The following is a 14,771-nucleotide window of genomic DNA, read 5'->3' as shown; positions in this document are numbered from 1 at the left end:
CAAAGAAAAAACGCTGAGACTCGCGAAAATTTTTAAAATTACTTTGTGAACCTTGGTGTATACTTTGCGAAACAAAATAGTATAAAAGTAATATGAAAATCGGACTTTATTTCGGAACATTCAATCCCATTCATGTTGGGCATTTGATTATTGCCAATCACTTTGCTGAGTATTCAGGATTAGACCAAATATGGATGGTAGTTACCCCACATAATCCATTAAAAAACAAAAAGACTTTATTAGACGATCACCAAAGACTGCAATTAGTCTATTTAGCGACTGAAGATTATCCGAAAATTAAACCTTCGGATATTGAATTCAAGTTGTCGCAGCCCAACTATACGGTAAATACTTTAGCACATTTGCAAGATAAATATTCGGAACATGTTTTTTCTTTGATTATGGGTGAAGACAACCTGAAGTCTTTGCATAAATGGAAAAACCACGAGGTGATTTTGAAAAACCACCCCATTTATGTATATCCGCGAATTTCATCTGATTTAGAAAATTCGATTTATAAAAACAATCCCAACATTCATATTATTGATGCGCCAATTGTAGAAATATCGTCGACTTTTATTAGAGAAAACATCAAAAAAATGAAGAATGTTCGTCCACTTTTACCTGAAAAAGTATGGGAATATATCGACCATAATAATTTATACAAGAAGTAATTACTCTAGAACCTTTCTCAACTCATGTTCAATATTTTTAAAAATCTCGGTTATATTTTCTTTTTTTCCAGAAAGTAAAAAAACTTCGGTACTTGGCATTTGTTTGGAATCCCAAAGTAATTGCACTCTATTTTCTTCAAAAAAATATTTCGCATTGCTATTCCAAACAACGGCAACACCAGTATTTTTAGAAAGAATATCCAACATTTCATATTCAGAAGGAATAATATAATTAGGAATCATCGATGGTCTTTTTTTGTTAAAAACGTGTAGCCAAAACAATTTGATATGTGGAATTCGAGAATCGTGACTGAACCATTTTTGGTCATTTAACCAGTTTTCAATTCCCGTAAAATCTTTGTCTTTAATCCTTAACTTTAGTTCTGTAGCTTCAATATCATTCGAACCCACGATTATTTGCTTGATTTCACCAAGTTTTTTTTGAATAGTGTCAAAGGTGTCGTATTGTTTGGTGACAATGGCAAAATCGAGTTTTTTAGAATCTACCAATTCGAAAAGTTGGTCATTTTCATAGAATGAAAAATCAATGTATTCAAACTTTGAAAGCAATGCACTACCTAAACTACTCATTAAATGTTTCGAAATTCCAATCGAAATTAATCTATTGGCATTGTAGGCTTTTGCCCGAAAACCGTTTTCTACATTTTCGAGTCGGTCTAAGGCTTCAATGATTAAATTATTTAGTAACTTAGCGTATTCCGTTGGCTCTACACCTTTTGACTTTCTATTAAATAGTTTATAGCCCACATGCGCCTCCAACATTGCTATTTGCTGACTGACTGCCGGTTGACTAATAAACAACTCTTTAGCGGCAAGAGAAAAGTTAGCATTTTTGTAAACCGATTTGAAGGTTCTATACCATTCTAGATTGACCATGTTATAAATATATTTATCACAAACATAATTTAAATTATTTTTACTAATAGCATATTCGCCTTAAATTTGCATAAATCAAAATCAATTATGAGGAAAATTGCATTATTTGTCATTATAACATTAACTGCTAGTTGTAATAGTGCAACAGCACAAAAACAAAATAAAAAAAGTATGAAAAAAGTATTATTTGTTCTTACTAGTCATGATAAACTAGGAGATACTGGTGAAAAAACAGGATATTGGACTGAAGAATTTGCAGCTCCTTATTACGAATTAGCCGACAAAGGCGTTCAAATTGATATTGCCACACCACTTGGAGGAAAACCACCTGTAGATCCAAAAAGTGATGATCCTTCTGCTGCCACAGAAGACACAAAACGACTTGACAAAGACACTGAAGTATTGGCAAAACTAAAAAACACCAAAAAATTATCAGCAGTGAATCAAGCCGATTATGATGCTGTTTTTTATCCTGGAGGTCACGGACCACTTTGGGATTTGGCGACAGACCAAACATCAAGCGCATTGATTGAAGCGTTTTATACCCATAACAAACCTGTAGCTTTCGTTTGTCATTCGCCAGCGGTATTAAAAAATGTAAAAATAAATGGAGAATTTTTAGTTAAAGGTAAAAATGTAACTGGTTTTTCAAATACAGAAGAAGCTGCGGTGGGTTTAACTGATGTTGTTCCTTTCTTATTGGAAGACGCCTTACAAGCAAACGGAGCAACTTATTCAAAAACGGAAGATTGGCATCCTTATGCTGTTGAAGATGGATTACTTATAACAGGTCAAAATCCAGCTTCCTCTAAATTGGTTGCTGAAAAATTATTACAACAATTAAACGCTAAAAAATAAAACAATGTTAAATTTCGAATTATACAATCCTACAAATCTAGTATTTGGAAAAGGACAAATAGAAAAATTATCCGTTTTGGTTCCCTACGGTTCTAAAATTTTACTCGCTTATGGTGGTGGAAGTATCTTTAAAAATGGAATTTACGAACAAGTAAAAAATGCATTAACCGGTTTTGAAATTGTTGAATTTGGGGGTATTGAACCCAATCCACACTTCGAAACTTTGATGAAGGCAGTTGAAATTATTCGGGAACAAAAAATTGATTTCATCCTAGCTGTTGGTGGAGGAAGTGTTATTGATGGCGTGAAATTTATTTCGGGTGCCGTACAATTTGATGGAGACCCAATAGACATTCTTCAAAAAAGATTATTGATTAAAGATTTAACTAAAGTAATTCCTTTTGGAACTGTTTTGACGTTGCCCGCTACAGGTTCAGAAATGAATTCCGGTGCAGTGGTAACTATTGAATCTACTCAAGAAAAATTAGCTTTTGGAGGATCTGCATTATTTCCACAATTCTCTATTTGCGACCCGACAGTAATAGCCTCTTTACCTGTTAGACAATTACAGAACGGGGTTGTTGATGCCTACACCCATGTTTTAGAACAATATTTAACCTATCCTCACGAAGGTTATCTACAAGATCGAATTGCAGAAAGCATCCTAAACACTTTAATTCAAGTAGGACCAAGTGTTGTTAAAAATCCAACGGATTATGCTTTGGCTTCCAATTTTATGTGGAGTTGTACAATGGCTTTAAATGGTTTAATTCAAAAAGGAGTACCATCAGATTGGGCAACGCACATGATTGGACATGAATTAACCGCTTTGTACGGAATTGATCATGCCAGAACCTTGGCCATAATTGGACCCAATTTGTATCGCGTAATGTTCGAAACCAAAAAGGGAAAATTAGCTCAATACGGAAAACGAATTTTTAATTTAACTGGAAATGAAGATGAAATCGCCAATGAAGCGATTAATAAAACAGTTGAATTCTTTCATACTATGGGAATGCAAACTAATTTATCCGAATGTACAGAAGACTACTCTAAAACAGCTGATTTTATTGTAAATCGCTTTGAGGAAAGGGGCTGGAAAGCAATGGGTGAAAAACAAAATATTACATTAGATAAAGTAAAATCGATTGTTGAAATGAGTTATTAGTCTCAAATATTTGATAATTTATGTACTACATAAACTAAAAAAAGGCGTTCTTAAACATATTTAAGGACGCCTTTTTCACATTACTAAAACAAAACTAACTAATTCAAACCCTATATTAATTCATAAAAAAATAATCAATTAGTAACTACAACGTTAAAGTAATTTATATATTGTATTGATAAATAGATTTTTATATATTTTTATTGTTTTCTCAACACACTTTTTTGATGGTAAAGCAGGCCATTTCTAAGGATTTTTAAGTACTTTATTATTAATTTTTTAAGTACTTTTGTTTTAAATCAATAAAAAACATGACCGAAAATCCAAAATTTGCAGTTATAGGTGGTGGTAGTTGGGCAACCGCGATTGCTAAAATGCTAGGTGAAAATCTACCTGAGTTTTTCTGGTATATGCGAAATGAAAATGCAATTGAACATATAAAAAATCATCGTCACAACCCAAATTATTTAAGTTCCGTCGAATTTGATATTAAAAAACTACACCTTACTAGTGATATAAATGAGGCTGTTGCTTATGCTGATTATATCATTTTTGCAATCCCATCGGCTTTTTTGAGTAGTGAATTAGAAAAATTAACTGAGTCTTTAAAAGATAAAATTATTTTTTCGGCCATCAAAGGTATTGTTCCTGAAACGAGTTTAATAGTTGGGGAACATTTCAATAAAATTTATGATATTCCATTCGAAAATATTGGTGTAATCACTGGTCCTTGTCATGCAGAAGAAGTTGCTTTAGAACGTTTGTCCTATTTGACTATTGCTTGTGGAGATGACGAAAAAGCTAAAATAGTAGCCCGATGTTTATCGGGAAATTATATTAAAACCAAAATTTCTGACGATATCATTGGTACTGAATATGCCGCAATGCTAAAGAATATTTATGCCATTGCGGCAGGAATAGCCCACGGTTTGGGTTATGGTGATAACTTTCAATCAGTATTAATGAGTAACGGGATTCGCGAGATGAAGAAATTCATTAGAAAAGTACACAAAATGAAACGAAACATCAATGACTCGGCTTATTTGGGCGATTTATTGGTGACTGGTTATTCTGTTTTTTCAAGAAATAGAATGTTTGGGAATATGATTGGGAAAGGCTACACGGTGAAATCAGCCCAAATGGAAATGAGCATGGTTGCTGAGGGTTATTATGCAGCAAAAAGCGCTTACAACCTAAACTTAGGGTACGGTGCTAAAACGCCTATTATTGATGCTGTTTATAGTATTTTATACGAAGGGAAAAGCGCCAAGAAAGTATTTGAAAAACTGACAGATAAATTGGATTAAAAAAATTATTAAGTTTTGATCATTAAGTATTAAGACATATGAATTAAAATAAAAGGCAGTACTTCATAATGAAAATACTGCCTTTTTTATATCGTATTATTTGAATCTACCTCACTATAACTCCATCTACAAACAAAAGAGGGACTTCCTCTACATAATCTGGAGTGATGGAATTGGCCTTGAAAATAAATTTTCGATCGTATAATTTATTACCAATAAAATAAGTGACCATAAACTCATTATTAAGTACCAATACACTTTTCTCTAGCATTTCAACTTTCTTAAAAGTCACGGCTGGCACTTCGATAAAAGCATGACGCAAAAGGGAGGTTTTCTTCATTTCTCCATCAATAGTTCCAAATGCTTTAGAAACTACCATTACACTATCGAGTTGAAAATCACTGTCGTTTATTAAATAAATATACCAAACTTTTTCCATAAAGTCGTCGCTCCATTCCTGAACTGCGGCGAGAAAAACGTTTTCTACGGTGGGGATGATGATGTCTTTTTTCATAAATTAGTCTTAAAGTCGAAAGTCTTAAAGTCTTAAAGTCGAAGAATCTAGAATAGGATTCCTTTCGACTTTCGACATTATGACTTTCGACTATATTGAGGCTTTAAATTGCTCTAAGAAACGAACGTCATTTTCATAAAACATTCGGATATCTCCTATTTGATACAACAACATGGCGATTCTTTCGATTCCCATCCCGAACGCAAAACCGGAGTATTCATCTGAATTAATGTTGCAATTTTTAAGTACATTAGGGTCAACCATTCCGCAACCACCAATTTCTAACCAACCGGTTCCTTTGGTGATTCTATAATCAGTTTCGGTTTTTAAACCCCAGTAAATATCTATTTCGGCACTTGGCTCAGTGAAAGGGAAATAAGATGGTCGAAGACGGATTTTTGATTTTCCGAACATCTCTTTAGTGAAATACAACAAGGATTGTTTCAAATCAGCAAAAGATACATTTTTGTCAATGTACAATCCTTCGACTTGGTGGAAAATACAATGCGAACGAGCCGAAACGGCCTCGTTACGAAAAACTCTTCCGGGTGATATCGTACGGATAGGTGGTTTATTATTTTCCATATAACGCACTTGCACGGATGAAGTGTGCGTACGTAACAAAATATCAGGATTGGTTTGAATAAAAAAAGTATCCTGCATGTCACGTGCCGGATGGTATTCTGGCAAGTTTAATGCAGTGAAATTATGCCAATCGTCTTCGATTTCTGGGCCTTCAGAAACATTGAAACCAACATTTGAAAAAATGTCGATAATTTTATTTTTAACCAAAGATATTGGATGACGAGATCCAATGATTACAGGTTCAGCGGAGCGAGTTAAGTCACCATATATTCCTTTGCTTTCCTCTTTACTTTCTAAAGATTCTTGAATCGATCTTACTTTTTCCTCAGCAGATGATTTCAGCAAATTGATTACTTGACCAAATTCCTTTTTCTGCTCGTTTGGAACATTTTTGAATTCAGCAAAAAAGTCTTTCAAAAGTCCTTTATTGCCTAAGAATTTAATCCTAAAAACTTCTAATTCTTCTTTGTTTTGTGTTGAAAAAGCCTGTGCTTCACCAATATATTCTTTTATTTTATCTATCATTTTCATTCAATAATTGAAAGTGCAAATTTAAGCAAAAGTTAGAAGTTAAAAGTTAGAAGTTAGAAGTTTTTCTAAAATTCTTAACTGATTACTGCAACCGAACACTAAACACTAATTTATAAATTCCTTTTCTATAAAATAATTAACAATTGCTTCCTTCATTAAAATCGATTGTTCTCCTGCTTTTAGGACTGGCAACTCCTCTTTTACTTTATAATGGGGCCAACCATCTTCGTCGAAAAATTCGAATTCATAAAAACCATATGGCTCTAATAAACGACAAATAGCGATATGCATTAAGTTAAGCTTTTCATCTTTTTCGTAGGTTCTATGTACTTTTCCTAGTTCTTGTACGCCAATAAGGTATATTATTGCATCTAGATCTAAGTCCTCTCCCTGAGAAAATTGATCGGAAAGTAGTGTGACAAGCTGTTCCCAGCGTTCTTTTAGTTGTATATCTCTTGACATTATGATTGCGGATTTTAGAATTCAGATTTTAGATTAATAAAATCTGAAATTATTCTTGCAAAGATACCAACATATTTCTTTTATCTTTGTTCTTTATTCTTTTCTATTAAATTTTTATCTATGAGCTTTTTGGATATTGTATTTGGAAGTTTATTGCTTTATGCTGCTTATAAAGGTCTAATAAATGGTTTTTTTGCTGAGTTAGCATCATTAATATCATTATTATTGGGTGTTTATGTTGCAGTAAAATTTTCAGACTTAGCAACTGAAACACTTGGCAGATTTGTGCATTGGAATCCTAAAACTATTCAAATTACGGCCTTCTTTCTCACTTTTATTTTAGTTGTAATTGGAATTACTTTAATCGCAAAAGCACTTACTAAAATGGCAAGTTTTGCCTTTTTAGGATGGATAAACAAATTAGGTGGAGCTTTTGTAAGAGTCTTAAAAACCGTTTTAATTATAAGTGTATTTTTAAGTCTTTTTGAAAGAATAAATTACGATAATTTTTTTGCCAAAAAAGAAACTTTAGACAATTCTACTTTTTATCGTCCAATACAAAAAACATCAGGATTTTTATTTCCAACTTTAGAAAAGTGGTTCGTTGAAATGAAGAAAAAGTAAGCAATAGTCACTATTCAGTCACAGTTTACTGCACTCTAATCCTTCACTTCCTTGATTGCATTTTTTCCTATCCATCCAGTAGTCCCGTCAGTTAATTCAATTTTTCTCCAAATTTCCATAGACTCCAGAATGTAGACTTTTGTTCCTTCGTGGAGTGTAAATACAGTATTGCTCCCGTTCTGGGGCTCGCTTTTAACTAAAACCATCTCGGCAAAAACGATGGCTGGTTTTTGGTTTTCCCAATTGCTTTTTTCTGATATCGCAGCCGAAACACTTAATAATAACAAGAAGAGTAAGACAAACATTCCAAAGAAAAATATTCTTTTGGACAAAGACATTTGTGAAAAATAATAACCTATAAAAAACAATAAAAATAGGGTAGAAAAACCAATGGAAATCCACGCCCAAGTATTATAATGAAAAGTAGACGTGAGGTCTTGAACCATTTTTGAAAACCCCACAGTCGGAATTTCTTTAACTTCGTCTATGGTTAATTTTTGAGCAAATTTCAGGTTATTTTTTATGTCATTATCGTCTGGGCTAAGTAATAATGCTTTTTCATAATTATAAATCGATGGAGCCACTTTTTTTAATTTATAATAGCAATTTCCAATATTAAAATAGAGTTCGGCAGATTGTTTATTCGATGCCAAAACACTTTCATAAGCCGTAATTGCTTTCTCGTATTGCCCTTTTTGGTACAATGAATTCCCTGTTTCAAAACCCGTTTGGGCAAAGAAAACTTGGGTTATAAGTAGAAATAAATATATACTATTTTTCATAATTAAACTTTTTTACCACATAAATGCAAAGCTTTTAATTTGCAGTATCCTTTGTGGTTAAGCAATTTGCTTTTCTAAATCTGAAATTATTAAAACGGCCTTGTCAAAATCATTTTGAATCGTTGAACTCGATGTTAGTGCGTAACGTGCCAATTCACAGTTCTCCGTTAGGTTGATAAAATCAATTACAGTTTCAGGACTTGCATTTCTTGATAATAATAGGTCTTGAATATTACTTTTGCTCATTTCCGACGTTTCTATGTGCAGTTTCGCTTTCAAGAAATTGTGCATAGCTTTTTCTAAGGCCACATAAAAAGGCTCTTTATTATTGATTTGTTTTTTAGCTTCAGATAAATATTTCTTGGCTAATCGGTTGTTCATTTTAATTCTATTTCCCCTAACATCTCCATCAATCGCTTCTTTTTTCTTTTTGAAAAGAACAATCAAAGGAAGTATTAAAAAAGGCGCAAATAATAAACCATAAAATAGATTGGATCCTAAGAAATCTTCTTCATCCCTAACAACAAGATCACTTTTTAGTTTGATATACTTGAATTGCTCGTTACTGAAAATCGTATTTTTTGCAACTCCTGGAGCTGTTGCCACTTGGTCATTAGCTGTTGGACCATCGAGTACTTTTATCATAATCTCAGGAGAACTTATGGTTTTATAGGTTCCCGAGTTGAGGTCGAAATAAGAAAACTGCATTGGTTTAATTGGATAATCTCCCTTGAATTGAGGGATAATAGTGTAGCTATCGGATATTTTTCCTGACATTCCAGAAAGGGTTGTATTAACACTTTCAGTATGAACTGGATCATACATTTCTAACGAATTTGGAACTACAGGTTTTGGCAAATTGAATAATTTCATATTCCCGTTTCCTGTTACGCTAACTACCAAATCTAAACTTTCACCATTTTTTAAAGTGGTTTTCGAAGGAGTAACTTTAAAATCAAATCTACCTACAGCACCAGAAAAGTCAACAGGTTTGCCGTTTTCTGGAAGTGTTTTGACCGCTATTGTTTTGGCTCCCGAAGAAACTCGTTTATTCCCATTGACAACCATTACGCGACCAAACATATCTCTGCGATTGGAAGGCAATTGCACATCAATATCTAATGATAAGGGTTCTATGACCAATTTACCAGATTTTTGAGGATATAAGACTGTTTTTCTAAGTACGATATAATTATACCTTTCTCCTTTAAACATTCCTTCTTGGGCCACTAGTTGTTTGATATCAATATTTTGACTCCAAAAATCATTGTATTTGGGTTTATCCAATTCTCTCCAATTGCTTATTCCCATTATATTACCGCTTAAATATAATTTATATACTACTGTAATTGGTTCGTTGATATAAGGGTTTGTCTTAGAAATATCAGCAACAAGATACACATTTTCATTGGCTGAAATTTGGGTATCATTTGGATCTTTAGGTTCCTCTACAGCATTGGTAACATTAATTTTCACTGGAGATGTTTTATAAATTTGTCCGTTATACTCAATCGAGGCTTGCTTGATAATTAATGTTCCTTTTTGATTGGGCAAAAGGAAATAGGAATAGGTTTTTTCAAAAGAACTTTTCCCATTGATCCAAGATTGACTTACTTGTTGACTTGGTCCTGCAATAACTCTAAAACCTTCAAATGAAGGTTGGACAAAGTTATCTCCGTCCATATTCATAATAAAATCAATACGAAGTCTTTCGTTCAATCCAAGCGTGTTTTTGCTCACTTTAGCTTCAAATTGAATTTGAGCTAAAAGTGTGTTGCTTATTATTAAAAGTATCGCAATTATAAATTTTTTCATTATCAATTATTCAATTTGAATTACCAATTCTTTTCTGATTGTACTGGTTTTCCTTTAACTTTTTGGGCATTTACTTTGTCTTGGATTTTTTTCTCTTCGTTGTTTACGGCATCTAAAAGATTTTCGAGACGTTGTTTCGAAATCCCTCCAGGAATTGGTTTTGGTTGTCCATCGTCTTTTGGCTTATCCCCATTTTTATCTTTGTTTTGATCTCCTTTATCGTCTTTTTTGTCTTTGTCTCCCTTATTATCTTTGTTATCCTTGTCTTTGTCTCCCTTATCGTCTTTTTTGTCCTTGTCCTTGTTTTTATCGTCTTTCTTATCTTTGTCTTTGTCCTTTTTGTCCTTGTTTTTATCTTTTTTAGGCGGATTTTCTTTAAGCATTTTTTTGGCCAAAGCCAAATTATACCTTGTTTCGTCATCGGCAGGATTATTGCGCAACGCATTTTTATAAGCTTCAACTGCGTTTGAATAATCTTTTTCTTTCATAAAAACATTCCCTAAATTATGATAGGCTTTGTGTTTTTGAGTTCTCGATTTTATGTTTTTTAATGCTTTTGCGTAAGCAAATTTAGCTTCTCCAGCTTGATTTTGTTTATAAATAGCATTTCCCAAATTAAATGGAGCAACAGTTCTATTAGGAAATTTAGAGTTTGAAATTCTATAATTTGCTTCTGCCTCAACAAACTTTTTTTGAAAAAATTCGTCATTGGCTTTAGGTAAAGTTTTGTCTTTTTCTTGTGCAAAAACTGCAAAAGAAACCAATAGTAAAATATATAATATGCCTTTTTTCATTATTCTTTTTCGTTAAATAAATTCAACTTTTGTACCCATTTTGTCTTTCTTTCCAATAAGAAAACATCTAAAAACAATAAGACAAAAGCAAAACCTAAAAACCATTGAAATTGGGATTGGAAATCGGCCATTTGAGTCGATTCAAATTCGGTTTTTTGGATATTATTAAGTGCATTTTTTACGTATTCCAATACGTTTTTTGTGTTATCACCATAAACATAACCTCCTTTTGTGGCTTTGGCAATCGCCTTTAACCCTTCTTGGTTTAATTTTGTTATAACCACCTCATTGTTGTTATCTCTTTGATAATGTTGAATAACATTATTTACTCTTATTGGAATTGTACCTCCTTTTTCAGTTCCAACACCAATGGTAATAATTTTCATTCCCATTTTATTGGCTTCTTCTGCTGCAGCTTCTGCTCCTTCAGAATGATCTTCTCCATCTGAAATTAGAATCAATAATTTACTGGTTTTGCTTTTTTCGTCAAAATAGGTTGCCGATAATTTAATGGCTGAGTCCAATGAGGTTCCTTGCGATGAAACAATATCAGTGTTCATACTTTGAAGAAACATTTTTGCAACACTATAATCAGAGGTTATTGGCAATACTGGAAAAGCACTGGCAGCATAAGCTACAATTCCTATTCTGTCATTCCCCAATTGATTGATAATTTGAGAAACGATCTGCTTGCTTTTTTCTAATCTGCTTGGCGCCACATCTTCAGACAACATACTTTTGGAAACATCCATTGCAAATACGATATCGATTCCTTCGCGTTTTACGGTTTCCATTTTTGTTCCAATTTTTGGATTTACCAATCCTAAAATAATTCCTGTTAATGCCAAAAGCAATACTACCAATTTTAAAATTGGCTTAAAAATAGAGCTTTCTGGACTCAGTTTTTTAACCAAATCTAAATCACCAAATTCTCTTTTCTTCTTTTTTTTCCAATATTGATTGTATAGAAAAACCACCACCAATATGGGTAGTATAAAAAGAAGGTATAAATATTTTGATTCGTCTAATTCCATTCTTAAAAAGTAATTAGCCATTAGCCAGAAGCCAAAAGCAATGTTTTTATATAAAACTCCTGTAAACAGTGTTCCGTAATGCTATTTCTACCAACATTAACAAACCGGCAATCCATACAAAAGGGCGAAATTTTTCATCATAATCATAGAATTTCAATTCTTGAATTTCCGAAGTTTCTAACTTATTAATCGAATCATAAATTTCGGCCAACTTGCTATTGCTTGTTGCTCTAAAATATTGTCCATCCGTTTTTCTGGCGATGTTTTTCAATAATTGTTCGTCGATTTCTACTTTCATCATTTGGAATAAAAATTGACCATTTGGAGCTACAGCATAAGGAAAATCGGCCATTCCGTTGGTTCCAATTCCTATTGTGTACACTTTTATTCCGTATTGTTTGGCGATGTCTGCAGCGGTTTCAGGCTCAATAAAACCCGCATTATTAACACCGTCAGTCAAAAGAATAATCACTTTGCTTTTTGCTTTACTGTCTTTTAATCGGTTCACAGCCGTTGCTAAACCCATTCCAATTCCTGTTCCATCTTGCAAAACATTATCGTATTTTATACCTTTTATATTTTCAAGAATAACTGCTTTATCACTAGTTACCGGAGTTTTGGTGTAGGCTTCAGAAGCATAAACTACCAAACCTATTCTGTCGTTTGGCCTTTCTTCCACAAAATCAGCAGCAACTCTTTTTAAGGCTTCCATTCTGTTTGGTTTCAAATCTTTGGCCAACATACTTCCTGAAACGTCAATTGCCATAACAATATCTACTCCCCTTGTTGTCTTAGTTTGACTGCTTATATCTACCGTTCTAGGTCTTGCCATTGCAATTATTAACGAGCTTAACGCCAATAAACGAAGCACATTCAACATTGGTTTTAACCGAACGAATAACGAATTTGATCCTTTAAATCCTTTGGTCGAACTCATTTTTAATGTTGCCGATTGATGGTTTCTTTTCACAATCAACCATGCTATTGCTACTGGAATCAACAGAAACAACCAAAAGAATTCTGGGTTTAAAAATGTGATTTTTCCCATTATTGTTTTGTATTTTGAAGTTCAACAGAGCTTAATATTTTATCGGTAATTTCATTAGCATATTTATCCCCTTCTTCATGAATAATGATAATTTGCTGCAATCCGCCGTCTTGACTAAAAATTAATGCTTCATAATATAACTTAGCACTACTTTTATTTTCAGCATCAATTTTAGAGAACGTACCGTAACCTTTTATTCCTTTAATTCCTTCATTAGTTTGAAAATCTTCTTGTTTCACAATCATATTTTGTGCTCCTTGTGACTCTAATGTTTGCAAAGCTCCTTCAAGCGCTTTTGATAAGTCAATTTGCTTTTGCTCACCCTGCTCGCCAGCATTTGCATCTGGTTTGAAATGTAAGGTTGAAAGTACTATATAAAAATTAGCTTTCATACTACCATCAGTGAACGATTGCATGTCTTTAATCAATGCCAATCCGTCTTTTGGAAGTGTTTTTGTCAAATCCGTTCTAACGAGGACTTGTGGTGTACTGATTCTTACACTTGGATTTCCATAATCACTTTGTATCCATTCCCCTTCTAATAATTCCTTTGATGAATTCCCAAAAACATTATCTATAACATAATCAAAACCTTTGGTAACAACAAAATAAGAGGTCGTTATAAAAAGCAACATAAATACCGAGATTACCGTAATTGCAATTCTCTTTTTTCTTTGTTTTTCTAGTTCTCTTTTTAATTGTGCCTGACGTTGCATTTCATTCAGCAACAAATCGTCTTCGGTTTGAACGACAACAGGAATAGATTTATCCAAGGTAACAATGGCTCTTTCAATTTTTTTTCTGTCTTCGGTAATTTCAAAATCCAATGGTTTTGATTTGGCAAACTTCACTAAATCGGCTTGTTTTAAAACTACAAACAAATTCTCGATGGTTTCTTGCGAAAGCTTCATTTTCTTTTTCTTAGAAGCTACTTTAAGTCCCGCTATCAATTCTGAAGTGGTGCTTTCCATTGCTGGAATTTCTATGGCTTCTTCAATATAATTTCGAACAATATCGGTCAATTCACTGTAATATGCTTTTACTTCCCCGTGTTGCCAAAGCTCTTTCTTTTCTAAATTGTTAAGCAAGCTGGTTGCTTTTTCGATGGGTGATTTATAAATTTCCTCCTCTATTTTAGCTTTTTGTCTTTTTTTGACAAACCAATATATCAAAGCTCCAACACCTAGTAACAATAGCAACCCTAATAGGTATTTCCACCAATCACCAATCGAGTCTTCTACTTTTACGATATCTTTAATATCATACATCTTCTGTCTCAATGTATCGACCTGAACATTGGCAACTTCAACTAATAGCGAATCTGTTAAAAAGGCTTTGTTGTTAATCAAGATTTTCACACTCGGAATCGTGTATCTTCCAGAATCAAATTGCGTTAGACCGTATTTTTTAATTAATTCATATCGGTCGTTTTTCTTGACCGTATCAATAGGATACGACTGAATCACTTCCAGCGCCCCAAAGTTTTTTGCTTTAGGAAAAACCACTTTTGTTGCCTTATCTACTGAAGTTGTAAACGTCAGTTTAAACTCGGCACCTATTTTATTTTTTGTGGTATCAATACTTGTTAACACTTGTTTTTGCTGCGCAAAAACGGTGGTTGTAAGTAGTAATAAAAATAATATTTTTTTCATTTATTTTCAACTTTAACCCTTTCAGG

At 33.1% G+C, this 14,771-nt stretch carries 15 protein-coding genes; 5 read left to right on the top strand and 10 right to left on the bottom strand.

Translation table 11 applies throughout. The features are described from left to right. Nucleotides 1-92: 92 nt before the first annotated feature. Complete coding sequence (nadD, locus tag E0F76_RS03490; protein ID WP_132001396.1) at nucleotides 93-674, top strand: nicotinate (nicotinamide) nucleotide adenylyltransferase; 582 nt, start codon at nucleotides 93-95, stop codon at nucleotides 672-674. Here the strand turns inward: nadD and E0F76_RS03485 are convergent, their stop codons facing one another. Beyond that, nucleotides 675-1,571, bottom strand: coding sequence for a LysR family transcriptional regulator (locus E0F76_RS03485; RefSeq protein ID WP_132001393.1), 897 nt, complete (start codon nucleotides 1,569-1,571; stop codon nucleotides 675-677). Nucleotides 1,572-1,658: 87 nt separating this feature from the next. Here E0F76_RS03485 and E0F76_RS03480 point away from each other — a divergent pair, with 87 nt between their 5' ends. From E0F76_RS03480 to E0F76_RS03470, 3 genes are all read left to right on the top strand, one after another. After that, nucleotides 1,659-2,429 (top strand): type 1 glutamine amidotransferase domain-containing protein, encoded by a 771-nt coding sequence (locus E0F76_RS03480; RefSeq protein WP_165932624.1) that lies wholly within the window; start codon nucleotides 1,659-1,661, stop codon nucleotides 2,427-2,429. Nucleotides 2,430-2,433: 4 nt separating this feature from the next. After that, nucleotides 2,434-3,597 (top strand): iron-containing alcohol dehydrogenase, encoded by a 1,164-nt coding sequence (locus E0F76_RS03475; RefSeq protein WP_132001387.1) that lies wholly within the window; start codon nucleotides 2,434-2,436, stop codon nucleotides 3,595-3,597. Between the two features lie 311 nt (nucleotides 3,598-3,908). After that, nucleotides 3,909-4,904, top strand: coding sequence for an NAD(P)H-dependent glycerol-3-phosphate dehydrogenase (locus E0F76_RS03470; RefSeq protein ID WP_132001384.1), 996 nt, complete (start codon nucleotides 3,909-3,911; stop codon nucleotides 4,902-4,904). Nucleotides 4,905-5,010: 106 nt separating this feature from the next. On the opposite strand, the gene E0F76_RS03465 is transcribed toward E0F76_RS03470, so the two are convergent. The 3 genes from E0F76_RS03465 to E0F76_RS03455 all read right to left on the bottom strand — a co-directional run bounded on the left by E0F76_RS03465 (nucleotide 5,011) and on the right by E0F76_RS03455 (nucleotide 6,996). Further along, nucleotides 5,011-5,418 (bottom strand): hypothetical protein, encoded by a 408-nt coding sequence (locus tag E0F76_RS03465; RefSeq protein ID WP_132001381.1) that lies wholly within the window; start codon nucleotides 5,416-5,418, stop codon nucleotides 5,011-5,013. Nucleotides 5,419-5,508: 90 nt separating this feature from the next. Further along, nucleotides 5,509-6,528: a phenylalanine--tRNA ligase subunit alpha gene (gene pheS, locus E0F76_RS03460; RefSeq protein ID WP_132001378.1), complete on the bottom strand. Its 1,020-nt coding sequence runs from the start codon at nucleotides 6,526-6,528 to the stop codon at nucleotides 5,509-5,511. 111 nt (nucleotides 6,529-6,639) lie between these two features. Then, entirely contained in the window at nucleotides 6,640-6,996 is a 357-nt protein-coding gene (locus E0F76_RS03455) for a hypothetical protein (RefSeq protein WP_132001375.1), read from the bottom strand. A 120-nt stretch (nucleotides 6,997-7,116) separates the two neighbouring features. Here E0F76_RS03455 and E0F76_RS03450 point away from each other — a divergent pair, with 120 nt between their 5' ends. Beyond that, entirely contained in the window at nucleotides 7,117-7,620 is a 504-nt protein-coding gene (locus tag E0F76_RS03450) for a CvpA family protein (protein ID WP_132001372.1), read from the top strand. 35 nt (nucleotides 7,621-7,655) lie between these two features. Here E0F76_RS03450 and E0F76_RS03445 read toward each other — a convergent pair whose 3' ends face one another. Genes E0F76_RS03445 through E0F76_RS03420 form a run of 6 tightly spaced genes read right to left on the bottom strand, consistent with a single transcriptional unit; the run spans nucleotide 7,656 to nucleotide 14,745 of the window. Further along, the gene (locus E0F76_RS03445; RefSeq protein ID WP_132001369.1) at nucleotides 7,656-8,402 is read right to left on the bottom strand and encodes a tetratricopeptide repeat protein; all 747 of its coding nucleotides are present in this window, start codon (nucleotides 8,400-8,402) and stop codon (nucleotides 7,656-7,658) included. A 57-nt stretch (nucleotides 8,403-8,459) separates the two neighbouring features. After that, nucleotides 8,460-10,217, bottom strand: coding sequence for a BatD family protein (locus tag E0F76_RS03440; RefSeq protein WP_132001366.1), 1,758 nt, complete (start codon nucleotides 10,215-10,217; stop codon nucleotides 8,460-8,462). Nucleotides 10,218-10,237: 20 nt separating this feature from the next. Then, the gene (locus tag E0F76_RS03435) at nucleotides 10,238-11,011 is read right to left on the bottom strand and encodes a tetratricopeptide repeat protein (protein WP_132001363.1); all 774 of its coding nucleotides are present in this window, start codon (nucleotides 11,009-11,011) and stop codon (nucleotides 10,238-10,240) included. Beyond that, entirely contained in the window at nucleotides 11,011-12,045 is a 1,035-nt protein-coding gene (locus tag E0F76_RS03430) for a VWA domain-containing protein (RefSeq protein ID WP_132001360.1), read from the bottom strand. Before E0F76_RS03430 ends, E0F76_RS03435 begins: the two co-directional genes overlap by 1 nt. A gap of 46 nt (nucleotides 12,046-12,091) precedes the next feature. Then, nucleotides 12,092-13,093, bottom strand: a complete 1,002-nt coding sequence (locus tag E0F76_RS03425) for a vWA domain-containing protein (protein ID WP_132001357.1) — start codon at nucleotides 13,091-13,093, stop codon at nucleotides 12,092-12,094. Further along, a complete protein-coding gene (locus E0F76_RS03420; protein WP_132001354.1) occupies nucleotides 13,093-14,745 on the bottom strand; it encodes a hypothetical protein in 1,653 nt (550 codons plus the stop codon). The genes E0F76_RS03425 and E0F76_RS03420 overlap by 1 nt, the downstream gene beginning before the upstream one ends. Nucleotides 14,746-14,771: the final 26 nt, after the last annotated feature.

Origin of the sequence: Flavobacterium cellulosilyticum (assembly GCF_004349355.1) — a bacterium.
Classification (GTDB): Bacteria; Bacteroidota; Bacteroidia; order Flavobacteriales; family Flavobacteriaceae; genus Flavobacterium; species Flavobacterium cellulosilyticum.
The sequence above is the reverse complement of the archived record's forward strand: the minus strand, read 5'-3'. Positions and strand labels throughout refer to the sequence as shown.

Coding starts and splice junctions, on each gene's coding strand:
- nadD (WP_132001396.1), top strand. CDS start 93: ATGAAAATCGGACTTTATTTCGGAACATTCAATCCCATTCATGTTGGG.
- E0F76_RS03485 (WP_132001393.1), bottom strand. CDS start 1,571: ATGGTCAATCTAGAATGGTATAGAACCTTCAAATCGGTTTACAAAAAT.
- E0F76_RS03480 (WP_165932624.1), top strand. CDS start 1,659: ATGAGGAAAATTGCATTATTTGTCATTATAACATTAACTGCTAGTTGT.
- E0F76_RS03475 (WP_132001387.1), top strand. CDS start 2,434: ATGTTAAATTTCGAATTATACAATCCTACAAATCTAGTATTTGGAAAA.
- E0F76_RS03470 (WP_132001384.1), top strand. CDS start 3,909: ATGACCGAAAATCCAAAATTTGCAGTTATAGGTGGTGGTAGTTGGGCA.
- E0F76_RS03465 (WP_132001381.1), bottom strand. CDS start 5,418: ATGAAAAAAGACATCATCATCCCCACCGTAGAAAACGTTTTTCTCGCC.
- pheS (WP_132001378.1), bottom strand. CDS start 6,528: ATGATAGATAAAATAAAAGAATATATTGGTGAAGCACAGGCTTTTTCA.
- E0F76_RS03455 (WP_132001375.1), bottom strand. CDS start 6,996: ATGTCAAGAGATATACAACTAAAAGAACGCTGGGAACAGCTTGTCACA.
- E0F76_RS03450 (WP_132001372.1), top strand. CDS start 7,117: ATGAGCTTTTTGGATATTGTATTTGGAAGTTTATTGCTTTATGCTGCT.
- E0F76_RS03445 (WP_132001369.1), bottom strand. CDS start 8,402: ATGAAAAATAGTATATATTTATTTCTACTTATAACCCAAGTTTTCTTT.
- E0F76_RS03440 (WP_132001366.1), bottom strand. CDS start 10,217: ATGAAAAAATTTATAATTGCGATACTTTTAATAATAAGCAACACACTT.
- E0F76_RS03435 (WP_132001363.1), bottom strand. CDS start 11,011: ATGAAAAAAGGCATATTATATATTTTACTATTGGTTTCTTTTGCAGTT.
- E0F76_RS03430 (WP_132001360.1), bottom strand. CDS start 12,045: ATGGAATTAGACGAATCAAAATATTTATACCTTCTTTTTATACTACCC.
- E0F76_RS03425 (WP_132001357.1), bottom strand. CDS start 13,093: ATGGGAAAAATCACATTTTTAAACCCAGAATTCTTTTGGTTGTTTCTG.
- E0F76_RS03420 (WP_132001354.1), bottom strand. CDS start 14,745: ATGAAAAAAATATTATTTTTATTACTACTTACAACCACCGTTTTTGCG.